Raw genomic sequence first — 26631 nt, forward strand, 5'->3', positions numbered from 1 at the left:
GCAATAAGTCTAATATTATTCTGTTCATTTATAACAATGAACGTTTTAAAAGCTCAAGAATTAATCTTATTACTTAGTTAAGAATTTAATTGAATTTCTGGAAGTATTTCATTTAAAGATTCAATAATAATATTACAACCTTCTAAAATTTCATCTTTTGTTATGGTTAGTGGTGGAGAAATTCTTACCGCTTTTTCTTCGAATAACAACCAATATAATAGTAGGCCTTTTTCCAAACATCTTAGAATAATATTGGATGCCAATTCACCTGAATCTACTATTATAGCAAGCATTAAACCTTTGCCTCGAATTTCTTTAATTAAAGAATGCTGTAATGAATCTCTAATTAGTTTTTCTTTTAATGGGATGGTTGCCATTAAATTTAAGTTAAGTAAGGTCTGAATTGTAGCTACTCCTGCTGCAGCAATTACTGGGTGACCACCAAAAGTTGTGATATGGCCCAATTTTGGATTTTCTTTTAAGCAACTCATAATTTCTGTAGAAGAAATAAATGCTCCAATTGGCATTCCACCCCCTAATCCTTTTCCAGAAACAACAATATCTGGTACAACATTGTAATTTTCAAATCCAAAAAAAGTACCAGTTCTTCCAACTCCAGTTTGTATTTCGTCTAAAATTAATAACGCACCAACTTCATCGCAACGATTTTTAACTTTTTTAAGATAGTTATTTTGAGGTTCAATAAAACCTGCACCACCTTGAATAGTTTCTAAAATAACCCCAGCAGTTTCAGTAGTTATATATACTAAATCATCGGTATTGTTAAACTCAATAAATTTAATTCCAGGAATTAATGGTCTAAATGCACTATTTTGTTTTTCTGCTCCACAAACACTCATTGAACCTTGTGTATTGCCATGATAAGCATTTTTTGCAGCTATAATATTGGGTTTTCCAGTAAATCGTTTTGCAAGTTTTAATGCACCTTCAGTAGCTTCAGTACCAGAATTTGTAAGGTATGTACAGTTTAATTTATCGGGATAAAATTGAGCCAATAATTTGGTTAATTTCAATTGAGGTTCTTGGATAAATTCACCATAAACCATTACATGGGTATACCTATCAATTTGATTTTTAATAGCATTATTTACAGCTATGTTGTTATGACCTAAGGTGTTGGCAGAAACTCCGGCAACAAAATCTAAATATTTTTTTCCTTTTATATCAAATATATAACATCCATTTGCGTGTGAAATTTCAATTGCTAAAGGATGTGGTGATGTTTGAGCTTGGTATTTTAAAAAATCTATTTTCAATTTTTAATGTTAACAGGTGTTTTTTCTTTTGGATCAATTACAACTTTATCATGGATAAAAATAGCATCTTTATTTATAGGGCGTTCACTTTCTCTCCAAATAAAACCTTTCAGGAGTTTGTCATTTTCTTTTATTTTAGACGGAGGATAGGTTTTTCCTTCAGGTTTTTTATTATAATCAATGGTACTAATTTCATTATTTTCGAAGCGAATAAAAATGTTATTACTGCTTCTCATTTGAGAAATTCCAATTAGATTTTGAACTTCATCTCGGATATAAAAGAGCACCTCACTGTTGGATACTACATGTAAAGAAATAAGCTTATTATCCTCGAATTTTCCAAACATATTTTTACCCTTTAACTGACTAAAACCAGCGGAATCTTTTTGAATCATGAAAGCATTATTCAATATTTTTAAAGAATCGAGTGTTTCTTTTTGAGTATTAGAAATTAAATGAATAACATCTCCAGTAATCTGATTTCCTTGTGCCCACATAATAGGATCTTTAATGAACTTAGTCAACCCAATTTTTTCAAATGAAACTAATGAATCGCATTTTCCTTGTAAATCTGATTTAAAATATTTTACATTTTTGAATGCTTTAAATGTTCGGTCTTCAACTTTTCCTGTAATCAGTAATTTATCGCCATGAATGTATATTGAATCATTTTCAACTTGAGAAATAGCAACGGCTCTATTTATTATAAAAATAGAATCCTTTAATTTGTAATATTCGGCATAGCCCCCTTTTATAGTGGTTTTATTAACAGTATCAATTACTTTGATATTGCCTGTTGCAGTGGCAAAATCCTTATTTCTGTTGTAAAACAAACTATCACCAGAAATAGTTCTGTCATCATAATAAATTTTTGAATTTTTTAGAAAATGAGAAATGTTGGTTTTTGTATTATGCTTTCCTTTTTCTGTATAGATAGAATTTTTAGCGTTTGTAATAGTTGAAGGTCCAAATAATTCTGCAATTCCTGTATTGGTATAATAATCTAAATGATTGGAAATTAATTTACTTGATTTATTGGAAACGTCAACATTTGTAAAAGCTTGAAATTTATCTTCTCTTAAATAATAATTTCCAATTTTACTTTTTAGAACATTCGTGGTATCTTTAATAGTTCCTCCACTTTTATAAAATAAATGTTGATTTTCTCTGTCAAAACGAAGAGTATCGGTTTTTAATTCCATTATCTCGTCTTTTAACACTACATTTCCCCAAGAAGTAGCAATTTTAGTAAATCCATTATAATCTGAATATTTACTATATTGAATTACTGTATCTCCTTGATTTAAAATAACATTTCCTAAAGCCTTTACTAATTTCAACTCTTGATAAATATATGCCTTATCACAGCGTAAAGTTGCACCATCATGTTCTACAAAAACATTACCGATGGAAATAGTAGCTCCTGGAAATTTAGGATCAACATATGTATTATCGGCTTGAAGAATATTAATTTTTTTTGTTTGAGCTATCCCGTTGAAACAAGTTAACACAATTGTAATGAATAATATTTTTTTAAAAGTTTGTTGCATCATTAAATAACCATGGTAATCTGGTTTAAATAAAAAGAATTTATTACTTTGAATTATACTAAAATGGTTTGTTTTCTATCTGGACCAACGGAAATTATTTTTACTGGAACTTCAACATAATTTTCAATGAACTTTACATATTCTAAAAGTTCAATTGGTAATTTTTTCACATCTGTCATAGTTGTTAAATCGCTCGCCCATCCTTTAAATTCAGTATAATTTGGTTGAACATTGTGCTCTTCAATATTAAAAGGAAAGTGCGTAATTTCTTTACCTTTATAGTTGTACGATGTACATGCTTTTAGTGTTTTAAATCCTGAAAGAACATCACCTTTCATCATCATTAATTGTGTTACTCCATTAACCTGAACAGCATATTTTAAGGCAACTAGATCTAGCCATCCACAACGTCTAGGTCTTCCTGTTGTTGCACCAAATTCGTGACCAACTCTTGACATAGTTTCCCCATTTTCATCAAAAAGTTCAGTAGGGAAGGGGCCAGAACCAACTCTAGTAGTATATGCCTTAAAAATACCAAATACCTCACCAATTTTATTTGGTGCAATTCCTAATCCAGTACAAGCACCTGCTGCAGTTGTATTTGAAGAAGTTACAAATGGATATGTTCCAAAATCTATGTCTAACAACGAGCCTTGAGCACCTTCTGCTAAAATGGTTTTATTATTTTTTATAGCCGTATTTAAATATTCTTCACTATCAATAAATGTGAGTGATTTTAATACATCAACCGCTGCACAAAATTCTAGTTCCAATTCTTTTAAATTAAACTGAATATCAACTTCAAAGAAAGCGAGCATTTTTAAATGTTTTTCAGTCAATGCTTGATATTTTTCTTTCCAATCGCTCATTTCTAAATCACCAACCCTCATTCCATTTCTACCTGTTTTGTCCATGTAGGTTGGTCCAATTCCTTTTAATGTTGAACCAATTTTTGCTTTTCCTTTTGCAGTTTCACTGGCAGCATCAAGCAATCTATGAGTAGGTAATATAAGATGTGCCTTTCTGGAAATTAATAATTTAGATTTAAAATCTAGGTTATATTCTTTTAAGTTTTCCAATTCTTTTCTGAAGATAACTGGATCAATTACAACCCCATTTCCAACAATATTTATGGCATTTTCATGAAAAATTCCAGAAGGAATGGTATGTAAAACATGTTTTCTCCCATCAAAAATTAGAGTATGTCCAGCATTAGGTCCTCCTTGAAATCGAGCAATTATATCGTAATTTGCAGTTAACACATCAACTATTTTCCCTTTACCTTCATCTCCCCATTGTAATCCAAGTAATAAATTTACAGCCATTTGTTTTGAACTATATTTAATTATTTTTTATTTTTTTTGTTCCATAAAAATACAGTGAATGATGCTGAATTTCTATTTGAAACGTATCTTCAATTGTTTTTTTAATAATTTGAATTCTAGGATCGCAAAACTCAATTACTTCTCCTGTATCGGTCAAAATAATATGATCGTGCTGTTTGTCAAAAAACGATTTTTCGTAATGTGCTTGATTTTGACCAAATTGGTGTTTTCTTACTAAACCAGATTCTAAAAGTAATTCAATAGTATTGTATAAAGTAGCTCTAGATACACGATAATTCTTGTTTTTCATTTGAATGTATAAAGATTCAATGTCAAAATGAACTTCCATATCATAGATTTCCTGTAAGATTGCAAATCGCTCCGGCGTTTTTCTATGATTGTTTGATTCTAGGAAATTAACAAAAACTGTTTTTACAATTTTTTGATTTTCATTACTCATATCAATACCTATTTGAGTGTAAAACTAATTCACAAAGTTAATTCTAATTTTTTAATATGAACCCTAAGTTTATTATACTTATCAACTTTAAATGTGGATAATTAATGCTTATAAATTCGCTCTACAGTTTCAATTCCTTCAATTTTTTTAATGCTTTCACTTAATTTTTGAAGTTGCGATTTATTTTTAACGCTCACCATTATTTTTCCCTCAAAAATGCCATCTTGCCCTGAAATATTTAAGCTTAAAATATTTACACCCATATTTTTTGAAATTATTTGGGTAATTTCATTAACCATACCAACATGGTCTGAACCATATAATTTCAAAATTGCATTAAATTCCTGTTTTGTAGAGTCTATCCATTTAGCAGTCATAATTCTATAAGCATAATTAGCTTGCAGACTAATAGCATTCGGACAATCTTTTTTATGAATCTTTATTCCCTCATTTATAGTCACAAAACCAAAAACTTTATCGCCAGGAATAGGATTACAACATGGCGACATTTTATAGTCTAATTGCTCTTCATCCTTTCCAAAAACGAGTGAATCATAATTATCATGTACTTCATCTTTGTCTACATTGCTTTGTGATGTGTTGCTTCTTTTTATCCTACTTTTAAAAAAGTTCATAAAAGCGTTAGACCTAGATGATACATAACTTTTTAACTGAGCATTTTCAATTGAGCCTACCCCAAACCTATAAAATAAGTCTAAACTAGTTTTAAGTTTAAAAAACACTACTAATTCATTTACAACCTTTTCATCTAAATTAATTTTTAAATGCCGTAATTTCCTAATAAGAATTTCTTTTCCCTCTTCTGCAATTCTTTTTTGATCTTCTTTCAGAACGTTTTTTATTCTAGTTCTTGCTCTAGCAGTAACTACGAAATCTAACCAACCAATATTTGGCTTTTGGCTTTTGGAAGTAATAATTTCTACTTGGTCACCACTAAATAATTCTTGGCTAATTGGTTTTAATTTTCCATTAATTTTAGCTCCTCTGCAATTCATTCCAACTTCTGTGTGAATAGCAAACGCAAAATCTAAGGCTGTAGCATTTTTGGGTAGGGCTTTTAGGTCACCGTTTGGAGTGAAAACATAAATTTCTTTAGCATATAAATTTAATTTAAAGTTTTCTACAAAGTCAACAGCACTACTATCGGAGGCTTCTAAGGTCTCTTTTATTTTGTTCAACCAATCGTCTAAACCATTTTCTTTCTCAAGGTGATTTTTATATTTGTAGTGTGCGGCATATCCTTTCTCGGCGATTTCGTTCATTCGTTCAGATCGTATTTGCACTTCTACCCATTTTCCTAAAGGTCCCATTACTGTAATATGTAGAGATTCATATCCAGTAGATTTCGGTTGGCTTATCCAATCTCTTAGCCTAATTGGGTTAGGAATAAAATGATCTGTTACAATAGAGTATATTTTCCAAGCATCAAATTTTTCATTCTTTAAATCGGAATTGTAGATTATTCTTATGGCGAATTTATCGTAGATTTCTTCATAAGAAACCCCTTGGGATAACATTTTTTTTCTAATAGAATAAATAGATTTTCTTCTTCCTTTAATAATATATTCAAACCCTTCTCGGTCTAAAGATTCTTTAATAGTATTGGAAAACGCCTCAATATATTTATTTTGTTCCTCTTTACTTTGGGTAATTTGATCAAAAATTTCTTTATAAGTCTCTGGTTCTGTATATTTTAAGCCTAAATTTTCTAATTCAGTTTTTATGTTATATAAGCCCAATCTATGTGCTAATGGTGCATAAATATATAATGTTTCAGAGGCAATTTTAAGTTGCTTATCCAATGGCATGGCGTCCATTGTTTGCATATTATGCAGCCTGTCTGCAATTTTAATTAGAATAACGCGCACATCATCATTTAATGTGAGTAGCATTTTTCTAAAATTTTCCGCTTGAACCGAAGCGGTTGGTTCTTTTTTTAAATGAGAAATTTTAGTTAAGCCGTTTACAATGGTCATTACATTTTTTCCAAACATTTTTTCAATGTCATCTAACGTATAGTCCGAATCTTCAACAACATCATGCAATAAGGCTGCAGTAATAGATGTGGCATCTAACCCTATTTCGTAAGCAACAATTTTTGCCACCGCAATTGGGTGGTAAATATAAGGTTCGCCAGTTTTCCTGCGTTGTTTTTGGTGAGCTTCAACGGCAAGTTCAAAAGCTTTACGAATTTCTTTTTTGTTTTCAGTTGTAAATGTTTGATAGGCACCTTTAAGCAAGGCCTTGTATTGCCTTGCAATTTCTTTACTTTCTTCTTCTATTGTTAAATTATATGCCATGTCCTAAAAATAATATTTTAATTGAATTTAGCACTATTTGTAACCTATTTTTTTAAATTTTTTATACGTTGAAAAAGAGTAGGGTGCGAATAATTCATTTTCACATAAAACGGATGTGGTGTTAAATTACTCAAACTATTTTTTGATAATTTTTTTAAAGATGTAATTAGTGGTTCTGCTCCAAAATTGTTTTTAGCAAAATTATCTGCTTCATATTCAAATTTTCGAGATAACGAATTCATAAATAAACCTGTTATTTCAGAAATAGGACTGTATAATATTGAAAATGCAATTAAACCAATATGAAAACTTGTTGAAGCAACTCCGAGTGCTTCTGAAAGCATTGAACTTCCAACCAATAGGGATAATATAAATAATGTAAAACCCATTGAAATGGTAGATAATACTAGATTATAAATAACATGTTTTTCTTTATAATGACCAATTTCATGTGCCAAAACAGCAACAACTTCATCTGTTTCTAAATCTTTTATAAGCGTATCATATAAGGTAATTCGTTTTTGAGATCCAAAACCAGAAAAGTAGGCATTTGCCTTTGTCGATCGTTTAGAGCCGTCAATAACATACACATTGTTTAGTTTGAAACCAGTTTTAACAGCAAAAGATTCAATGGCAACTTTTAATTCACCTTCTTCTAAAACAGTTTGTTTATTAAATATTGGAACGATAAATCTCGAATAAAAAAAAGTAATAAATAAACTTATAATTGTGATTAAAGCCCATGCATAAAGCCAAAATAAATGAGCTGTTTTTTCATAAAAAACGGTAATTAAAGCTAAAAGCCCACCTCCAACTACGATCATTATTATCCATCCTTTCAATTTATCGAAAATAAAGGTTTTAAGGGTTGTTTTATTAAAGCCAAATTGTTCTTCAATTACAAAAGTTTTATAATAAGAAAATGGCAGTGATAGTAAATTACTTCCAAATAAAATAATTCCAAAAAATATTAAAGTAACTAAAATAGTATTTGAAGTACTATTTTTGGCAATTTCATCGACAAATGCAAAGCCATCAAACAAAAAAAACAGTAATGTAATTGTTATTGAAAATAAGCTTGTAATTAATGAAAATTTATAATTAACAAGTTTATACTTTTGAGATTTTGAATATTCTTCATCATTATAAATTCCATTTAATTCAGAAGGAATTATGTCATTAAAATGTTTTGCATTAAGTGCATTTACAAAAGAATCCCATAAAAAATTTGCAATTAATATAAAAATAAGGATATAAAAAAGTAGGGTTGAAGTCATACTATTAATTTGAATTTAATTAAATGGAACGTTGCCTAACCGCTTCAAAGAGAATAATTGCTGCGCTAACTGAAACATTCATCGAATCAATTTTACCATGCATTGGAATAATAATATTTGTAGTTGAATTTTCTAACCAAGTAGTTGACAGTCCAACATCTTCAGTTCCAACTACAATGGCACTTGCTTTATTAAAATCAATAGTGCTGTAAACATTTGAAGCTGTTAAAGCAGCGCCGTATATTTCAATGGTATTTTTTTTTAAGAATGAAATTATTTCATCAGTGCTTCCAGTAGCTATTTGGTTTGTAAAAATACATCCAATACTTGAACGAATAATATTGGGATTATACATATCTGTTTTTGGATTTGCAATTAGCACTGCATCCACCCCTGCGGCATCCGCTGTTCTTAATAATGCTCCAATATTTCCTGGTTTTTCAGGTGCTTCTGCCACTAAAATTAGCGGTGTTTTAGTTTCAAAAGAAATAGCTTCGAGTTCTAATTTTTTTGAATTAGCTATTACTAAAACACCTTCTGTTGTATCCCGATGAGCTAATTTTTGATAAACTGTATTTGAAATTTCAATAATTTCAATTTCAACTGAAATAGCACTTAATAGTTGTTCAAAAATCTGTTTATCAGCTAATGAAAAATCAACTAATAGTGTTTGAAATATATAATTACCTTGAATTGCCAAAGTTATTTCACGAACACCTTCTATCATAAAAGTATTCGTTTTTTTTCGATTTCTGGACTTCTCTTTAAGCTGAAATAGCTCTTTGATAAGTGAATTATGTGTGCTTTCAATTTTTTTATACATACATGCTACAATATGGTGCGAAGATACTAATAATTAGGATGTAACTTTTTAATTTGAAAGTATTGAACAAAAAAAACTCCGAATTAATTTTCGGAGTTTTTTAATTATTTAATACCATATTTTTTCGAATATCTGTCTGATAATTCGGTTTGGTGGGTTTCAAGACTAATTTTTCTACCTTCAATAAAAGCATGAGTTAATTTATTTGTTCTCATATCTAGGGCATCACCTTCAGATATAAATAATGTAGCAAGTTTACCGACCTCTAATGAACCAACAATATCATCAATACCCAAAATTTTGGCTGCATTTAAGGTAATTAATTTAAGTGCTTCATTTTTACCTAAACCATACGCAGCATAAGTACCTGCATAAAAAGGTAAATTTCTCGCACTCATTCTTCCTGTATCTCCAATACAAACTGTAATTCCTTTTTCAACTAGTAATTGGGCATTTCTATAGGGTAAATCAAAATCATCGTCGTTATGGTCGGGTGTTCTATGTGATTTATCAACTATAACAGCAATATTATTTTCTTTAATCAAATTTGCTACTTTATAAGCTTCATTGCTAAAAACTAAAACTATATTTTTTATTCCTAATTCATTACAAAAAGCAATGGCATCTGTAATTTCTTTAGCTTTTTCAGCGGCAATAAATAATTTTTTAGAGCCATTAAATAATCCATTTAAAGCCTCGAAAGGTAGGTTTTTTGGATTTTTTGAACTTGCTAAATATCGTTGTCCATCTAATAAATAAGTTTTCAATTTTTCAACTTCATTTGAATATTCTTTATTAGGCTTAGCTCCGGCATCTTCGCCCATCCACCATCTACCTCTGGTTAAACTTTTTGGCCAATTTAAATGAATTCCAGCATCTGCTTTTATTGCAGCATCTTCCCAATTCCACGCATCAAATTGGACAATAGATGAAGTACCAGAAATTACACCACCTTGAGGTGTGATTTGCCCCATTAAAACCCCATTTGGTCGCATACTCTCAACCACTTTAGATTCTGCATTATAGGCAATTAAACTTCTTATATGAGGCAACATAGTTCCAGTTTCTTCATCATCTATTGTTGCTTTTACAGCATCTATTTCTCCTAATCCTAATGTTGAATTTGCAACAATAAAACCTGGATAAACATGAAGATTTTTACCATCAATCACAGTTCCTATTCTGGCTATTTTCATTTCAGCTTTTCCAACAAATTGAATTTTTCCATTTGAAAACATAATTAAGGAATTTTCTATAATGGTACCATTTCCAATATGAGCGGTGGCACCTTCAATACTATAATCTGTTGATTGCTTAGGTGCTGGTGTTTGTTGAGCTAGAATGGTGTTTCCAATAAATAGGAAACAAACTATTTTGAATATAAATTTATTTTTCATTTCTGTATTTTTAAAATTTTAGTAATGCAATACGGTATCACAATGGAAATCTTGTTCTGGTTTTTTTCTAACCGACTGTGTTTCACCTCCGTTACTTTTTTCATTCAACATTAAATTAATTAAATTGTTGCGTTCTTCTTTAACTTGGGTTCTGAGTTCTAAATCTTTTTCCATATCAAAATAGATTACGCCTTCAATAATTGTTTTTTCAGCTTTTGCATAAACAGATAATGGATGGTCGCTCCAAAGAACAACGTCAGCATCTTTTCCAACTTTGATACTTCCAACCCTATGATCTATATGAAGTAATTTAGCAGGATTTATGGTTACAAAATTTAAAGCATCAATTTCGCTTACATTTCCATATTTAATTGATTTTGCGGCTTCTTGGTTTAATCTTCTTCCCATTTCTGCATCGTCTGAATTAATTGCAACTGTTACACCTACATTGTGTAATATAGAAGGATTTTGAGGAATAGCATCAACTACTTCAAATTTGTACGCCCACCAATCTGCAAATGTAGATGCTCCCACTCCATGTTCTTTCATTTTATCGGCAACCTTGTAGCCTTCTAAAATATGTGTAAAAGTGTTGATCTTAAAATTGAATTGTTCAGCAACTTTCATTAACATATTGATTTCACTTTGAACATAAGAATGACAAGAAATATAACGTTCACCATTAATAATTTCGGCCAAAATATCTAATTCAATATCTTTTCTAAATGGTTTTCCACTTTTCTTTAAAACATCGTATTCTTTTGCTCTTTGGAAATAATCAATAAAAAGTTGTTCAACACCCATTCTAGTTTGTGGAAAACGAGTGCCATTGGTGCTTCTCGATTGTTTTACATTTTCTCCCAAGGCAAATTTTATAAACTTAGGAGTATTGGTATATATAAGGTTTGTTGCATTTTCACCCCATTTCATTTTAATAATTGCTGAACGACCTCCAATTGGATTGGCTGATCCATGTAAAATTTGTGCAGATGTTACACCTCCAGCCAAATTTCTATAAATTTTAATATCGTCAGGATTTATAACATCTTCAATACTCACTTCAGCGGTAGAATTATGTCCTGCTTCGTTAACGGCATCTGTTCCAATATGGGTATGTTCATCAATAATTCCTGCGGTTAAATGCTTGCCAGTACCGTCTATAATTGTTGCTTTACCACCGTTTATATTTGACCCGATTTGAACAATTTTTCCACTTTTTATTAAAATGTCGGTATTTTTTAAGATTCCCTGATTTTCACCTGTCCAAACTGTAGCATTTTTTATTAAAAGTTCAGTTTGTTTTGGTTTTTCATTAAAACCGAAAGCTACATTTGGAAAAGTTACTGGAATAAATGATTCTACAACTTGGCTTTTGTCTGGTTTTTCTTTTGTTATTTTTTCTTTATCATTTTCAGATTTTTTAGCTTCCCAGTTAAAAGTATTTCCTTTTTCATCAATTCCATTACCCGATAAATCCGATGAATTGGCTTGGACCCTTGACGAAAGTTGTACATATTTAGTAGAATCAATTTCACTTTTTACTTGTAAATAAATCCAATTGTCTTTAAAAGAAAATTTAGATGCTACTTTTGCTTCTCCCTTTTTCAAGGTTGCAGTTTGTTTATCAGCTTTACCTGTTATGGTTAAATTTAATTGAGAATTGTTAAATTTTAAATCATAAGAACCTGTTAAATCCTTAATATCCATTGAGTTTATGCTATTTTTTTTACCTTGAACCCAGTTTTCATAAATAATTGTATTTTTATCGAACAAGTCTCCAGAAGTAATTAAAAAATTGGCATAAGATCCATTTTTTAAACTGCCAATAAGGTGAGATTTCCCTAAAATAGCTGCTGGTACAGTTGTTAAAGCTTCTAAAGCAGCAGTTTTGTTTAAACCAACTTCAATTGCTTTTTGTAAATTTTTAGAAAATTCTGAAACCGATTTTAAACTGTGCATTGTAAAAACAAACGGGACGCCATTTTCATTTAAAACCTTAGGATTGTAAGGCTCTTGATTCCATTTTTTTAAATCACTCAAATCAACATCAGCTGCTAAAAATGGATCACTAACGTCATATGCCTTTCTGAAGTTTAAAGGTAAAATAAAAGTTGCGTTTGTGTTTTTAATTTCTCGAATATTTTCATATTCATCACCACCCCCAACAATCACATATTGCACTGCAAATTCATCACCAACTTTATCAGCTCTTAATGCATTTAATTTAGAACCAGCTTCAAAAATTTGAGGAAGATTTTTGTTTTTATTGAGTGCTTCTAAACTTAAGTCTTTGTTTTTCGTCATTCCTTTTGCGTACCAATCGGCATCTAAATAAGTTTGTCTTATTAGAGCCATAGCGCCCATTAATGAATTAGGATACATTTGACGAGATTGCGAACTTTTTTGAAAGGATAAATATTGAGCAGAGTTAGTATCGATAATTCTATAAGAATCATTTGAATTAGGATTTAGAGCTATTAAAACTCCATTCCCTCTAATTATCCCATCTTGAAAATGTGTATTTACAGTTCCAAAACCTTCCTTTAAATAGTCTGAAACTAATTTATCATCAAATTTAAAATGGTCTAATCCTTTGGTTTCTGGACGTATATGATCGTTCCAGTAATAACCAGACCTTGTTGCATCGTATTGTGCATTATTAAAATTTTGCGGTTCTCTCTTAGGTTTTTCCATTCCAAAGTTTGAATAAATATCTATAAAAGATGGGTAAATGGATTTACCTGAGACATCAATTACTTCGGCATTTTTTGGAATAGTTACCATTGTGCCAGAAGCAATAATTTTTCCATTTTCAATGAGTAAAATACCATTGTTAACCACCGTTGTAGGTGTAATATAAATTTTGGCGTTTTTAAAGGCAACAATATTATTTGAAGATACTTTAACCTCTGTATTTGCTGGAAAATATTCCTGACCATAAGTAATACAGGATAAAAGCAACAAAACCACACTAAAAGTTTTTTTCATGATGTTAAGTTTATGTTAGTTAGGTAAAGTTAAATTTCTAAACTTCTTATATAAAATTTAGAGAAATTTTAACAAAAATTTAAGATAATAAAAAATGAAGAAGTTATTGCCTGAAAACGAATGAAGTTTAGTTGAGTTTTTCTTTTTTATGATAATTAATGAGTAATGCAACTACTTTATTGTATTCTTTCATTCCATCTTTTTGCTTATTAAATTTTAAAAAATAATCGTAAAAAGTTTTGAAATATTTTTCTGACCAATTCTGGTAAGATTGCCAAAAGTCACTACTGTTTTGCATATCTTTTAAAATACCACTATTAAGTTTAGTAATGGTATGTTTAAAAATTTCTTCATCATTTTTGAATATTTCAGATAAGCAATAATTTAAGGCCATTATGTAGCCAGAATAATTATAATAAAGATCATTATAATTAGTTGCAGCCAAATAACCTACAAAACTAGCTTCGCTTTCAGATGCAATACCAGCTTGATGTGCAAGCTCATGGCAAAGTGTAGCAGGATAATTATTTTTAGGAATTAATCCATTAACTTGAGCTTCATTGGTAAACGGGTTTAAATAACCTGCAAATCCCATGTACGTGAGTGGCAAGCTAAAAATGGAATTTTTTACCGAAGCTGTTTTAAATGTAAATTGAGGAAATTTTTGAGCTAATGAGATATAACTATTTTGTGCTTTTTCTCTAATTTGTTGTTTGGATAATTGATTTTCAACAACATCATCAGCCTTGGTTATTTTTAAATGAAGCTCATTCGTTTTTACAATAAGTTCATTTGTAAAAAGTAATAAATCATCTTGTGTGTAGGTGTTATTTTCTAATTGAAGGGTATCAAAAAGTCTTAATCGCTGATAATTTAAACCCCAATTTAAATGAAATAGGAAAAACAATACAGATGCAAATGCTCCAAATTTGTAAAGGGTATTTTTTAAGGTAACACCCTCTTGTTTAACATATTGAAATAGCCAATATCCTAAAACAATAACCATTCCAACATAAAACAAATCACCTATTGAAAAGGGAATCCATCCAAAAAGGAATCTAAATAAAAAAGCGATGATTGGATAAATACCATTTGAATAATAATTTTCAATAATAGTAGGAAATTGAGAAATTAATTTGATAAATGCCCATTGCATAATCAAAATTAAGGTCAAAATTTTAAAGATTTTTTGATGCTTCATAAATCAAATTTAACAATTTTATTCGTTTGAAAATTTAAAAAATTAGTTGTTAACATTTTAGCCACTTATTAACAACAATTGTGAAAAATAAAATCGAAAAAATAGCTCATATTGGCTATTAAAATTTACATTTGCTTTAGTTGAAAATCCTTTAAAAAATATTAAAAAAAAAATATCATCGAGTGAAAAATTTACAATCCGTACAATCCATTAGCACCAAAAGAACTTCTGTAATTAACTTGGAAAAAGGTAAAATTCCACCGCAAGCTATTGATTTAGAGGAGGCTGTTTTAGGGGCTATGCTGATTGATAAGAAAGGAGTAGATGATATTATTGATATTTTACACTCCGATGCGTTTTATAAAAAATCAAATCAGCTAATTTATCAGGCGATTTTTGATTTGTTTCAAAATTCACAACCGATAGATTTACTTACGGTATCTAATCATTTAAGAAAATCAGAGAATTTAGATGCAGTTGGAGGCGATTTTTATTTGGTTGGTTTAACTCAAAAAGTTGCTTCATCTGCTCATATTGAATTTCACGCTCGAATTATTCTACAAAAATACATTCAACGTAAATTAATTTCTATTTCATCTGAAATTATTGAAGAAGCGTATGATGAAACGGTAGATGTATTTGATTTGTTAGATAATGCTGAAACCAAATTATTTGAAGTTACACAAGGAAACTTAAAGAAGGGTTCAGAAGATGCACAAGGTCTTGTTAGTCAGGCTATTAAAAAAATTCAAGAAATTGCCAATAAAAAAGGAATGAGTGGAGTTCCAACAGGATTTACACGGTTAGACGAATTAACATCAGGATGGCAACCTTCAGATTTAATTATTTTGGCAGCTCGTCCAGGTATGGGTAAAACTGCGTTTGTAATGTCTATGGCAAAAAATATGGCGATAGATTTTGATATTCCTGTGGCTATTTTTTCTTTAGAGATGTCTTCAGTTCAGCTTATTACTCGTATGATTTCGAGTGAAACAGGAATTTCTTCAAGTAAATTAAGAAAAGGAAATTTAGAACGACACGAATGGGAGCAGTTGAATGTAAAGGTGAAGAATTTATCAAATGCGCCTATATATATTGATGATTCACCATCACTTTCTATTTTTGATTTAAGAGCAAAAGCAAGAAGGTTAGCATCCCAATATGGTATAAAAGTAGTGGTAATTGATTATTTACAGTTAATGACTGCTGGAACTTCCCAAAAAGGAGGTGGTAACAGGGAGCAAGAAATTTCTACTATTTCGAGAAACTTAAAAGCCTTGGCAAAAGAGTTGGCAATTCCAGTTATTGCACTTTCTCAACTTTCACGTGCTGTAGAAACTAGGGGAGGAAGCAAAAGACCGCTTCTTTCAGATCTACGTGAATCTGGTGCAATTGAACAAGATGCAGATATTGTTTCATTTATATACAGACCAGAATATTATGGTCATCAAGAATGGGATGATGAAGAACGAACTCCTTGTGAAGGACAAGCTGAATTTATTGTTGCAAAACATAGAAATGGAGGCTTAGATAATATTAAGTTGAAATTTATAGGTCATTTAGCACAATTTACTAACTTGGATGATAATTACGGAAGTGAATTTCAATCAAAAATGAATGCAGTTCCTCAAAGTGCAAATGTAATTCCACGAGACGCTTTTGGGTTACCAGATAATTTAGATGAAGATGATAGCCCATTTTAAAACTTATTTTAAAATTGAAAAGCACATAAAATATAGCATTTATTTACTTTGTTTTTTATGTAGCTTTTCTAGCTATGCTTCTTTTATATTAATTCCGATGGATGATGTTTCACAAGTAAATCATTTAAAAGCATATGGAATAACCTATTGGTCTCTTCAAAAAGGAAATAAAGCAAAATGGCTCCTTAATTATCAAGGTGGATCTTTTTTGTTAGAAGATGATGAACCTACTCGTAGAGAATGTAAAATTAGAGGAGTAAGTTATCAAGTTATTTCAGACACAGCTGCATTTCAAATCTTAGAAGAAATAAGCAGTCCTTCTAAAAATATGGAAGCGGTAGATTTAGAAAAAGCACCAAAGATTGCAGTTTATTCACCTAAAGCAAATCTTCCATGGGATGATGCTGTTACAATGGTTTTATCTTATGCAGAAATTCCCTTTGATGTAATTTATGATGAAGAAGTTTTAGAAGATCAGTTAATTTTATATGAGTGGTTACATTTGCACCACGAAGATTTTACTGGACAATATGGTAGATTTTATGGAGCTTATAGAATGGCGCCATGGTATATTGAGCAGAAAAAAGAAGCTGAATTACTGGCATCTAAATTAGGATATTCAAAAGTTTCTCAACAAAAACTAGAAGTAGCTATTAAAATTAAAAATTTTGTAGCCGGAGGTGGTTTTATGTTTGCAATGTGTTCAGCAACAGATAGTTTTGACATAGCTTTGGCTTCTCAAGGTGTTGATATTTGCGAATCAATGTTTGATGGAGATATTTCAGAAATAAATTATCAAGAAAAAATTGACTTTTCCAAAACTTTTGCTTTTAAAGATTTTACTTTAGTTAGAAATCCCGAAGAATACGAATTTTCTTCAATTGATATGACTCGTAAACGAAACATTACAAGAACTGCAGACTATTTTTCTTTGCAAGAATATTCCGCTAAATGGGATCCAATTCCTACCATGTTATGTCAAAATCATACCTCAATGGTAAAAGGGTTTATGGGCCAAACAACCTCTTTTGATAGAAGTACAATTAAGTCGGATGTTTTAGTTATGGGTGAAAATAAATCAAACCAAGAGGCCCGATATATTCATGGCGTTTTTGGAAAAGGATTATTTACGTTTTATGGTGGACACGATCCAGAAGATTATCAGCATAGAGTAGGCGATGCTAAAACAGAATTGGACTTGCATCCTACTTCACCGGGTTATCGGTTAATTTTAAACAATGTATTATTTCCTGCAGCTAAAAAGAAAAAGCAGAAAACTTAATAATTGTTAATAACCGGGAAATAAAATGATAGTATAATCTATGATTTCAAAATTCAAAAACCTTACTTTTGCCCATAAATTATCAAAAAATGCCAACAACAAAGCAATTACAAGATTTTGCACAACAAGTGCGGAGAGATATTATTAGAATGGTTCATGCAGTACAATCAGGACACCCTGGAGGATCACTAGGTTGTAACGAATTTTTAACCGTTTTGTACCAAGATATAATGGACTATAATTCTAATTTTTCGATGGATGGTAAAAATGAGGATTTATTTTTCCTCTCTAACGGGCATATTTCACCTGTATTTTATAGTGTTTTGGCTAGAAGTGGATTTTTTCCAGTAAGTGAATTGGCTACTTTTAGAAAATTAAACACACGTTTGCAAGGGCACCCAACTACGCATGAAGGGTTGCCAGGTGTTAGAATAGCATCTGGGTCTTTAGGACAAGGAATGAGTGTTGCCATTGGTGCTGCTCAAGCTAAAAAACTAAATGGAGATTCTAAATTAGTGTATTGTTTACATGGAGATGGTGAATTGCAAGAAGGGCAAATCTGGGAATCAATGATGTATGCCGCTGGTAAAAAAGTAGATAATTTGATTGCCACAGTTGATTATAATAAAAAACAAATTGATGGTTCTACCAATGAGGTAATGCCATTGGGCGATTTAAGAGCAAAATTTGAAGCTTTTGGCTGGGTTGTATTGGAAGTTATAAAAGGAAATGATATTGAAAGTATTAAAGCAAGTTTAATGGAGGCTAAATCACTAACAGGAAAAGGGAAACCAATTTGTATTTTACTACATACTGAAATGGGGAACGGTGTTGATTTTATGATGAATACACATGCTTGGCATGGAAAAGCGCCTGGAGATGCTCAATTAGAATCAGCATTAGCTCAAAATCCAGAAACACTAGGAGATTATTAAAAATTAGTTAAAAGTTAAAGGTTATAAATTTTGAAAGACTATGGATCAACAAAACTTAAGTCTTATTTCTCAAAACTAAATGCCTAATACAAAATACTTGATACCAAATACTAACTGCTAAATTATAAAAATGAAAATAGGAATAGTTTGTTATCCAACATTTGGCGGAAGTGGAGTGGTAGCCACCGAATTAGGGATGGCACTTGCTCAAAGAGGTCATCAAGTACATTTTATTACTTATAAGCAGCCAGTTAGACTGGATTTTATTTCAAATCAAATTCATTTTCATGAAGTCTTTGTAGAAGAATATTCATTATTTCATTTTCAACCTTATGAACTTGCATTGTCGAGTAAAATGGTTGAAGTTGTTGAAGAATTTGATCTTGAAATTTTACATGTACATTATGCAATTCCACATGCCTATGCTGCATATATGGCAAAACAAATGCTAAAGGAAAAGAACATTGATGTAAAAGTAGTAACAACCTTACATGGCACCGATATAACCTTAGTTGGAAGTCATCCAAATTATAGAACTGCCGTTGAATTTAGCATCAATAATTCTGATGCTGTAACTACTGTCTCTGAAAGTTTAAAACAAGATACTCTACGTTTATTTTCAATAAAAAAAGAGATTCATGTAATACATAATTTCATTGATTTTAATCAATATCCTGAAATTAATTCTGAGGAATGTTTGCGGCATACTATTGCAAAGCCAGAAGAGCGAATTATAACTCATATTAGTAATCTTAGACCTGTAAAAAGGGCGGTGGATGTGATTAAAATATTTGATAAAATTCAGCAAAAAATACCTGCAAAATTGTTGCTTGTAGGTGAAGGTCCAGATAAAGAAAATATAGAAGGACTTGCGAAAGATTTAGATATTTTTGATAAAATTCTTTTTTTAGGAAATAGTAACGATGTAAATAAGTTATTATGTTATTCAGACTTATTTTTATTGCCCTCTGAAACGGAAAGTTTTGGATTGGCAGCATTGGAAGCAATGGCGGCTAGAACTCCTGTGATATCAACAAATGCAGGAGGATTACCTGAAGTTAATGTTCAAGGAGTAACAGGTTTTTTAAGTGATGTAGGTAATATTGATGAAATGGCTCAAAATTCACTATTTATCTTAGAGGATGAAGAGCGTTTACAGAATTTTAAAACCAATGCACTAAATCAAGCAAAGAATTTTAGTTTACAAAATATTTTACCAAGTTATAAAAATGTATATAGAAATGTAAAAAAAGATTGTTGTTAAGCGTTGTAATAATCTAAGGCTTCAATAATTAGTTTGTTACTAGCTTCACAATCTAAATTAAACTTCTCAAAGTCATTTAATAATACAAATTTAACAGCACCACCTACATTCTTTTTGTCATGAATTAATAATTCCATTATTGGTTTATAATCTTCCTTAGAAATATTAACAGAACCATAAATATTGAGAATTATTTTTTTTATCAATGCTACTTTTTCTTCTGCAAAATTTTTCAATTTCATAGATAGGAAGCTTTCAGTAATCATTCCAATTGCAATTGCTTCGCCGTGTGTTAAGTTATCTTTTAAGTCATTTTCTAAAAAATAGGATTCAATGGCGTGGCCTAAAGTATGTCCAAAATTTAAAATTTTGCGTAATCCAGCCTCTTTAGGATCTTTTAAAACAACTTCATTTTTAATTTCAATTGAACGATGAATTAATGAACTTAAATTATTGGTATTAAATTCTTTATATGACATTATTTCATTCCAAATATGAATATCATAGGTGAGTCCATATTTAATAATTTCTGCTAGTCCAGATATTAATTCTCGTTTTGAAATGGTTTTTAAAAATTGAGGATCTATAACAACTAATTCAGGATTAGAAAATAACCCAATTTGATTTTTTAAAACACCCAAATCTATACCAGTTTTACCCCCTACAGAGGCATCAACCATACTTAATAAAGTAGTTGGAATATTTACAAAATCTATTCCTCTTTTAAAGGTAGATGCAACAAATCCTCCAAGGTCGGTTATTACACCACCTCCTACATTAATAATTAAACTTTTTCTATCACAACCTAATTCAGTTAATGCATTCCATACTCCAGAACATGTTTCAATGTTTTTAAATTTTTCACCTGCTTCAATTTCAATAATTTCAATAATAGTTTTTGTTTCAATTTGTTGCAAGACTATAGGTAAACAATGTTCATGTGTGTTTTCATCAACCAATAAAAAAATTATTGACGGACGCTTTGAATGAATATATTTATTTAAAGCTTCGTACGCTTCATTATTAAAAAAAATGAAATAATTATTGGATAAAATAGGTGTCATTTTGGTTAAAATTTGGTGCAAAATAAGAAGAAAAAAAATAAGAATGAAATGGTTTGTAAGTATCTTTGTAGAAACTTATTTAATCCATGAAAAACTTATTTAATAATACCGAAGTTGCATTTGCGTTAAAGTCAAATTCTGAGGTAGATAGAGCATATTATTTATTTGAAATGATAAAGCGCGAACCTCTTGTAAAAATTGGCACAGCGGTTACCAGATTTGCGTTAAGAACACACTTACCTGTTGAAGGAATTATTAGAGCCACCGTTTTTGATCATTTTTGTGGAGGTATTAACGAAAAGGACTGTATGTCTGTTATTGAAAAAATGTATACTAAAAATGTACATTCTGTTTTAGATTATTCTGCAGAAGGGAAAGAGGTAGAAGAGCAGTTTGATTTAGCAATGGAAAAAACATTGAACACAATTAAATTTGGGACAGAAAAAACTAGCATCCCATTTGCAGTATTTAAACCAACTGGTTTTGGAAAAATAAGTATCTATCAAAAAATTACAGAGGGTAAAGAATTAGATGACCATGAAAAAAATGAATGGAAACGTATACAAGAGCGATATAATATTGTAAGTAAAGCAGCTTTTGATAATAATGTTCCATTGTTAATTGATGCAGAAGAAACATGGATGCAAGGTGCTGCAGATGATTTAATTGAATCAATGATGGAAAAATACAATAAAGAAAAAGTAATTGTATTTGGAACCTTACAATTATATAGATGGGATAGAATGGTTTATTTACAAGAATTGCATAAAAGAGCAAAAGAAAAAGGATTCAAAGTAGGTATGAAATTGGTTCGTGGAGCATATATGGAAAAGGAACGTGAAAGAGCCGAGGAAATGAATTATAAAGACCCTATTTGTGAAACCAAAGAGGCTACCGATAAAATGTTTAATGATGTTCTAAAATACATGATAAACAATATTAACGATATGGCTGTTTTTGCAGGCACTCATAATGAAGAAAGTTCTTATTTATTGATGGATTTAATTGAAAAAGAAAATTTGGATAAAAACAATAAAAGAATTTGGTTTGGTCAGTTGTACGGTATGAGTGACCATATTAGTTACAATTTGGCAAAAGAAGGTTTTAACGTTGCTAAGTATTTGCCATTTGGACCTGTAAGAGATGTAATGCCTTATTTAATTAGACGAGCAGAAGAAAACACATCTGTTGCTGGGCAAACAAATAGAGAATTAGAACTTCTAAAGAGAGAGAGAGAACGTAGAAAAATATAATATAGTTGTAAACATAGTGTTATAAAAAGAGCTGAAATTTCAGTTCTTTTTTATTTGATTGATTTTCAATTTGTTAATTTTAAATCTTATTTTTTTATTTATAGTAATTATAAATATAAAACGACTATTTTTGCACCTCTCAAAAAAACAAACATGCAGTCAATTAGAAATATTGCCATTATTGCCCACGTCGATCACGGTAAAACTACCTTGGTAGACAAAATTATAGATCAAGCTCATATTTTAGATGATAGGAAAGTTCGTACAGATTTGTTATTAGATAATAACGATTTAGAACGTGAAAGAGGAATCACTATTTTATCAAAAAATGTATCAATCATCTATAAAGATGTAAAAATTAATATAATTGATACTCCAGGGCACGCCGATTTTGGAGGTGAAGTAGAGCGTGTTCTTAAAATGGCTGATGGGGTTTTATTATTAGTTGATGCTTTTGAAGGGCCTATGCCTCAAACTCGTTTTGTATTAGGAAAAGCTTTGGAACTTGGGTTAACGCCAATTTTAGTGGTGAATAAGGTTGATAAACCAAATTGCACACCAGATATTGTACATGAAAAAGTATTTGATTTAATGTTTGCGTTAGACGCAACAGAAGAACAACTAGAATTTAAAACAATATATGGTTCAGCCAAACACGGTTGGATGAATTATGATTGGAAAGAAGAAACAGACAATATTATTCCTCTTTTAGATTCAATATTAGCAAATATTCCTGAAGCTCCTAATTATCAAGGAACAGCCCAAATGCAAATTACTTCATTAGATTTTACTTCTTTTGTAGGAAGAATTGCTATTGGACGAGTGTACCGAGGTGAATTGTTAGAAGGAAAAGATTATATGCTATGTAAAGCAGACGGAAGCTTTAAAAAAGTAAGAATAAAAGAATTGCATACTTTTGAAGGATTAGGAAAGGATAGAGTAGATTCAGTAAGAAGTGGAGATATCTGTGCAATAACAGGTTTAGATGATTTTGAAATTGGTGATACAATTGCTGATTTAGAAAATCCTGAAGCATTACCAAGATTAAAAGTAGACGAACCTACTATGAGTATGTTGTTTACAATTAACAATTCTCCCTTTTATGGTAAAGAAGGTAAATACGTTACTTCTCGTCACTTGCGAGATAGATTGTATAAAGAAACTGAAAAGAATTTAGCATTAAGAGTTGAAGATACCGATACTGAAGATAAGTTTAATGTTTTCGGACGAGGAATTCTTCATTTATCAGTTTTAATTGAAACAATGCGTAGGGAAGGGTATGAAATGCAAGTGGGACGTCCCCAAGTAATTATAAAAGAAATTGATGGTGTTAAATGTGAGCCGTACGAAATATTGGTAATTAATGTTCCTGAAGAGTCTGCAAGTAAAGCTATTAATTTAGTTAGCCTTAGAAAGGGAGATATGTTGGTGATGGAGCCTAAAGGAGATTTACAGCATTTAGAGTTTGATATTCCATCAAGAGGTTTAATAGGGTTACGTAATAAAATATTAACAGCTACGCAAGGAGAAGCTATTATAAATCATAGATTACGTGGTTTTGATGCTTATAAAGGAGATATTTCTACTTCAAACAATGGTGCAATTGTTTCTGCAGAAACAGGAAAAGCAACGGCCTATTCAATAGATAAATTGCAAGATAGAGGTAAGTTTTTTATCGATCCAAATCAAGAAATTTACAAAGGACAAGTGGTTGGAGAAAACAACAAGCAAGAAGACATGGCTGTTAATTTAATAAAAGGTAAAAAATTAACAAACGTTCGTAAATCAGGAACTGATGATAGTGTTAAGATTGCACCAAAAGTTGATTTGTCATTAGAAGAATGTATGGAATATATTAAGGATGATGAATATTTAGAAGTTACACCACTTAGTTTACGTATGCGAAAAATTGATTTTAGATAAATTTTAGTACTTAAAAATCTTAAATCGCTTCTCAAAAAGAAGCGATTTTTTTTTGAAATAATGCTAATTTTTGTGAATAATTGATCAAATAACAGTCTAATTTTCATATAATAACAAAAGTTATTAACAATTTTTGTGATTAAATAATTAGATATTTTTAATTATTTTTAAGATAATACTAATGAATAATTATTTCTTTAGAAAAGGGTGTAGTAGAGGTATTGATAAGCTATAAGCCTTGTAAATAAAGGGTTTTATATAGTTTGGCTAATTCATTTTATTTTATTTATAGGTATCATTTTATTTATAGATTAATTGATTCCCCTAATAATATACTATAAGATGTTTTGAAGTTTTCAACAAAAAAATTTGGTAATTATAACATTTGTATATACATTTGTTGTCTATACAAAAGTAGTATAGATAATTGTTGTCCCCCCGAAGTTGAAAAAAATAGATAAAAAGGATGAGTTTAACTTACCTGATTATACAATTGAAAATATATTGCATACAGGTAATTGGATGAATGAAAAGTTTTCAGATCATTTAAAACAATATGGATTATCAATTCAACAATTTCAAGTATTACGTTCATTGAGAGTATTAGAAGGAGCACCAGCAAATCTTTTAGAATTACAGGCCGAGATGGTGAGCAAAAATAGTAATACAACTCGTTTAGTTGAAAAACTACGATTAAAAGGTTTAATCACTCGCAACCAAAATGAAGATAATAGGAGGATGGTTGAGATTAGAATTACAGAAGCCGGTTTAGCTCTTTTATCTGAAATAGAATTAGTACACACGTCATTTGAACATGGTATTGTACAAAATTTAAGTTTAAAGGAAATTAATACACTCAATCTATTATTGGAAAAAATAAGGAGTAAATAAGTCAACCCCAAAGATGAATAGTATTCTATAAAAATTTAAACCCCTAATTTTTATAGAATACGTTCAAAAATTAAAGTAAGAATTAAAGTAAGAATTAAATTAGAATTAAAATGAAAGAGTAAAAGTAAAAATAAATCAACCCTATAGAGGTAGTTTCACCGTAATCACATACTTATTTAGAGCAATTCGAAAATGCTTTTCAATGGTTAGATGGTTAGTAAGAACCTTGATTCTACCTCTTCTTTAAAAAGAAATTAACAAGAATAAATAAATCAACCCCAAAACCCCAAAACCCCAAAATGAATACAATAATTACCCCAATTATTTGTCTTCCTACATCTATCAATTTTTTTGATAGGTTATTTCAAAGCAAAACTAGCCCTTATGCATTTGAAAATAAAGACGTTTTTAGTTTATCAAATTTTAAAATGAGGGTTTTAAAATTAGTAAATAAAAAACGCATCATGAAATCAGCCGCAAATCAATTATTTCTGCCACCTTTCCCACAACGGTATGCACGAGATTTTTGTTGCGGCTGTATTTTATATATAGTTTTTTAAAAGTATAACCCCAAAATAACCCCAAACAATGAAACCCTTTACCCCAAAACTAGCCTTATTTGTGTTTGTAAGTATTTTGTTAACTTCATGCGCACCCGAAGATGATGGAATTTATTTTGAAAAAATAAATGAAACAAAGCAGACATATTCTAATATCGAACTTGATATTTTTGAATTGATTAATAATTATAGAGCTTCCAAAGGTTTAAATAGATTGGAAGTGTTGAATATTATTTCTTCTGTTGCTCTTACACATACTTCATATATGGTATCAACGGGAAAAGTAAGTCATGATAATTTTGCTTCTAGAAACGAAAATTTGGTCGAAAATGCCAAAGCAATAAGCGTTGGAGAAAATGTAGCCTATGGTTTTAGTTCCGCCGAAGGTGTCGTTAACGCCTGGCTGAATAGTGAAGGACATAGAAAAATTATTGAAAATGAAAATTATACTCATTTTGGAATTTCTACCGAAAAAAATGATAAGGATAGAAATTATTTCACACAAATGTTTATTCAAAAATAGAACCTTAAATCCCTACAATTATGTTTTTAATTAGAAAAGATATTAAAAAAACGAACAAGTTTAGTGTTAACACAATCTATATAAACACATTAATGCCATATTTTAAATATAAAAATAAAGATGGCAAATATGTAGAGCCGTTACATACAGGAATCGCATTATAAGTTGAGAAGTACGTTGTCCCCATGAAAAAAACAGTTGTAAATATCTTTAAATTGTCGTCCCCACAACGGTAGTATAGTAAAGAATTTATTTTACAACTGTTTTATTAAAACACAAGTGTTACTATTTAAAACAGTCGCAATAACTTGAAAAAAACTGTCGTCCCCACGATAATTTCTATGAACACAAGTATTACGACTGATAATTTTAAACCTATTTTTTTAACAAAAAAATAGGTTTTTGTTTTTTGTTCTTGAACTTAAAGGTTGTGTAAAAGTAGAATATATCTTTTTTATTTCCAATACTTTTTAATTATTAATGCGAATTAAGGGTTAACAATTGGCTTTAAAAAACAAGCAGCAAGTTTTCCAAATATATGTACAATTAAACCTTTAAACGACCTGACTTTACTTGCATTTTGGATTTGAGTTTTTTCATTTATCCAATTAAAA

General features: G+C 30.2%; 20 protein-coding genes. 9 read left to right on the forward strand and 11 right to left on the reverse strand.

Features of this window, described 5'->3' with window-relative positions:
- Window positions 1–77 precede the first annotated feature (77 nt).
- From Q8S45_RS04765 to Q8S45_RS04810, 10 genes are all read right to left on the reverse strand, one after another.
- A complete protein-coding gene (locus tag Q8S45_RS04765; protein WP_305601725.1) occupies window positions 78–1277 on the reverse strand; it encodes an aspartate aminotransferase family protein in 1200 nt (399 codons plus the stop codon).
- Window positions 1274–2830 (reverse strand): OstA-like protein, encoded by a 1557-nt coding sequence (locus tag Q8S45_RS04770; protein WP_305601727.1) that lies wholly within the window; start codon window positions 2828–2830, stop codon window positions 1274–1276. Before Q8S45_RS04770 ends, Q8S45_RS04765 begins: the two co-directional genes overlap by 4 nt.
- Window positions 2831–2880: 50 nt before the next feature.
- A complete protein-coding gene (locus Q8S45_RS04775) occupies window positions 2881–4152 on the reverse strand; it encodes an adenylosuccinate synthase (protein WP_305601729.1) in 1272 nt (423 codons plus the stop codon).
- Window positions 4153–4168: 16 nt separating this feature from the next.
- A complete protein-coding gene (locus tag Q8S45_RS04780) occupies window positions 4169–4612 on the reverse strand; it encodes a Fur family transcriptional regulator (protein ID WP_305601731.1) in 444 nt (147 codons plus the stop codon).
- Between the two features lie 101 nt (window positions 4613–4713).
- Entirely contained in the window at window positions 4714–6933 is a 2220-nt protein-coding gene (locus tag Q8S45_RS04785; RefSeq protein WP_305601733.1) for a bifunctional (p)ppGpp synthetase/guanosine-3',5'-bis(diphosphate) 3'-pyrophosphohydrolase, read from the reverse strand.
- 44 nt (window positions 6934–6977) lie between these two features.
- Window positions 6978–8210 (reverse strand): M48 family metallopeptidase, encoded by a 1233-nt coding sequence (locus Q8S45_RS04790; protein WP_305601735.1) that lies wholly within the window; start codon window positions 8208–8210, stop codon window positions 6978–6980.
- A 19-nt stretch (window positions 8211–8229) separates the two neighbouring features.
- The gene (locus tag Q8S45_RS04795; RefSeq protein ID WP_305601737.1) at window positions 8230–9033 is read right to left on the reverse strand and encodes an RNA methyltransferase; all 804 of its coding nucleotides are present in this window, start codon (window positions 9031–9033) and stop codon (window positions 8230–8232) included.
- A gap of 104 nt (window positions 9034–9137) precedes the next feature.
- Window positions 9138–10430 carry an amidohydrolase family protein gene (locus tag Q8S45_RS04800; protein WP_305601739.1) on the reverse strand — a complete coding sequence of 431 codons (1293 nt, stop codon included), beginning with the start codon at window positions 10428–10430 and terminating at the stop codon, window positions 9138–9140.
- Window positions 10431–10448: 18 nt separating this feature from the next.
- Window positions 10449–13418 carry an amidohydrolase family protein gene (locus tag Q8S45_RS04805; protein WP_305601741.1) on the reverse strand — a complete coding sequence of 990 codons (2970 nt, stop codon included), beginning with the start codon at window positions 13416–13418 and terminating at the stop codon, window positions 10449–10451.
- A 127-nt stretch (window positions 13419–13545) separates the two neighbouring features.
- Window positions 13546–14619, reverse strand: coding sequence for a DUF3810 domain-containing protein (locus Q8S45_RS04810; RefSeq protein ID WP_305601743.1), 1074 nt, complete (start codon window positions 14617–14619; stop codon window positions 13546–13548).
- Window positions 14620–14801: 182 nt separating this feature from the next.
- On the opposite strand from Q8S45_RS04810, the gene dnaB reads away from it, so the two are divergent.
- From dnaB to bshA, 4 genes are all read left to right on the forward strand, one after another.
- Window positions 14802–16322: a replicative DNA helicase gene (gene dnaB, locus Q8S45_RS04815; RefSeq protein WP_305601745.1), complete on the forward strand. Its 1521-nt coding sequence runs from the start codon at window positions 14802–14804 to the stop codon at window positions 16320–16322.
- On the forward strand, window positions 16306–17604 hold the full coding sequence (locus Q8S45_RS04820; protein WP_305601748.1) for an asparagine synthetase B: 1299 nt from the start codon (window positions 16306–16308) through the stop codon (window positions 17602–17604). Before dnaB ends, Q8S45_RS04820 begins: the two co-directional genes overlap by 17 nt.
- Before the next feature lie 89 nt (window positions 17605–17693).
- A complete protein-coding gene (locus Q8S45_RS04825) occupies window positions 17694–18539 on the forward strand; it encodes a transketolase (RefSeq protein ID WP_305601754.1) in 846 nt (281 codons plus the stop codon).
- A gap of 130 nt (window positions 18540–18669) precedes the next feature.
- Window positions 18670–19803, forward strand: a complete 1134-nt coding sequence (gene bshA / locus Q8S45_RS04830; protein ID WP_305601756.1) for an N-acetyl-alpha-D-glucosaminyl L-malate synthase BshA — start codon at window positions 18670–18672, stop codon at window positions 19801–19803.
- Here the strand turns inward: bshA and aroB are convergent.
- Window positions 19800–20867 carry a 3-dehydroquinate synthase gene (aroB, locus tag Q8S45_RS04835; RefSeq protein ID WP_305601758.1) on the reverse strand — a complete coding sequence of 356 codons (1068 nt, stop codon included), beginning with the start codon at window positions 20865–20867 and terminating at the stop codon, window positions 19800–19802. The two genes, bshA and aroB, sit on opposite strands and share 4 nt — an antisense overlap.
- Before the next feature lie 86 nt (window positions 20868–20953).
- On the opposite strand from aroB, the gene Q8S45_RS04840 reads away from it, so the two are divergent.
- From Q8S45_RS04840 to Q8S45_RS04860, 5 genes are all read left to right on the forward strand, one after another.
- The gene (locus Q8S45_RS04840; RefSeq protein WP_305601760.1) at window positions 20954–22120 is read left to right on the forward strand and encodes a proline dehydrogenase family protein; all 1167 of its coding nucleotides are present in this window, start codon (window positions 20954–20956) and stop codon (window positions 22118–22120) included.
- Window positions 22121–22273: 153 nt separating this feature from the next.
- The gene (gene typA / locus Q8S45_RS04845; RefSeq protein ID WP_305601762.1) at window positions 22274–24043 is read left to right on the forward strand and encodes a translational GTPase TypA; all 1770 of its coding nucleotides are present in this window, start codon (window positions 22274–22276) and stop codon (window positions 24041–24043) included.
- A gap of 444 nt (window positions 24044–24487) precedes the next feature.
- Complete coding sequence (locus Q8S45_RS04850) at window positions 24488–24934, forward strand: MarR family winged helix-turn-helix transcriptional regulator (protein WP_305601764.1); 447 nt, start codon at window positions 24488–24490, stop codon at window positions 24932–24934.
- Window positions 24935–25233: 299 nt separating this feature from the next.
- Window positions 25234–25494: a hypothetical protein gene (locus Q8S45_RS04855; RefSeq protein ID WP_305601767.1), complete on the forward strand. Its 261-nt coding sequence runs from the start codon at window positions 25234–25236 to the stop codon at window positions 25492–25494.
- 28 nt (window positions 25495–25522) lie between these two features.
- Complete coding sequence (locus Q8S45_RS04860) at window positions 25523–26017, forward strand: CAP domain-containing protein (protein ID WP_305601769.1); 495 nt, start codon at window positions 25523–25525, stop codon at window positions 26015–26017.
- Window positions 26018–26631: the final 614 nt, after the last annotated feature.

This window comes from Lutibacter sp. (assembly GCF_030692605.1).
Classification (GTDB): Bacteria; Bacteroidota; Bacteroidia; order Flavobacteriales; family Flavobacteriaceae; genus Lutibacter.

What these genes read in the sequence shown, in the direction of transcription:
- Q8S45_RS04770 (WP_305601727.1), bottom strand. Translation starts at nt 2,830, where the DNA reads ATGATGCAACAAACTTTTAAAAAAATATTATTCATTACAATTGTGTTA.
- Q8S45_RS04840 (WP_305601760.1), top strand. Translation starts at nt 20,954, where the DNA reads ATGAAAAACTTATTTAATAATACCGAAGTTGCATTTGCGTTAAAGTCA.
- aroB (WP_305601758.1), bottom strand. Translation starts at nt 20,867, where the DNA reads ATGACACCTATTTTATCCAATAATTATTTCATTTTTTTTAATAATGAA.
- Q8S45_RS04785 (WP_305601733.1), bottom strand. Translation starts at nt 6,933, where the DNA reads ATGGCATATAATTTAACAATAGAAGAAGAAAGTAAAGAAATTGCAAGG.
- Q8S45_RS04775 (WP_305601729.1), bottom strand. Translation starts at nt 4,152, where the DNA reads ATGGCTGTAAATTTATTACTTGGATTACAATGGGGAGATGAAGGTAAA.
- Q8S45_RS04790 (WP_305601735.1), bottom strand. Translation starts at nt 8,210, where the DNA reads ATGACTTCAACCCTACTTTTTTATATCCTTATTTTTATATTAATTGCA.
- bshA (WP_305601756.1), top strand. Translation starts at nt 18,670, where the DNA reads ATGAAAATAGGAATAGTTTGTTATCCAACATTTGGCGGAAGTGGAGTG.
- Q8S45_RS04860 (WP_305601769.1), top strand. Translation starts at nt 25,523, where the DNA reads ATGAAACCCTTTACCCCAAAACTAGCCTTATTTGTGTTTGTAAGTATT.
- Q8S45_RS04800 (WP_305601739.1), bottom strand. Translation starts at nt 10,430, where the DNA reads ATGAAAAATAAATTTATATTCAAAATAGTTTGTTTCCTATTTATTGGA.
- Q8S45_RS04825 (WP_305601754.1), top strand. Translation starts at nt 17,694, where the DNA reads ATGCCAACAACAAAGCAATTACAAGATTTTGCACAACAAGTGCGGAGA.
- Q8S45_RS04780 (WP_305601731.1), bottom strand. Translation starts at nt 4,612, where the DNA reads ATGAGTAATGAAAATCAAAAAATTGTAAAAACAGTTTTTGTTAATTTC.
- Q8S45_RS04855 (WP_305601767.1), top strand. Translation starts at nt 25,234, where the DNA reads ATGAATACAATAATTACCCCAATTATTTGTCTTCCTACATCTATCAAT.
- typA (WP_305601762.1), top strand. Translation starts at nt 22,274, where the DNA reads ATGCAGTCAATTAGAAATATTGCCATTATTGCCCACGTCGATCACGGT.
- Q8S45_RS04805 (WP_305601741.1), bottom strand. Translation starts at nt 13,418, where the DNA reads ATGAAAAAAACTTTTAGTGTGGTTTTGTTGCTTTTATCCTGTATTACT.
- Q8S45_RS04820 (WP_305601748.1), top strand. Translation starts at nt 16,306, where the DNA reads ATGATAGCCCATTTTAAAACTTATTTTAAAATTGAAAAGCACATAAAA.
- Q8S45_RS04810 (WP_305601743.1), bottom strand. Translation starts at nt 14,619, where the DNA reads ATGAAGCATCAAAAAATCTTTAAAATTTTGACCTTAATTTTGATTATG.
- Q8S45_RS04795 (WP_305601737.1), bottom strand. Translation starts at nt 9,033, where the DNA reads ATGTATAAAAAAATTGAAAGCACACATAATTCACTTATCAAAGAGCTA.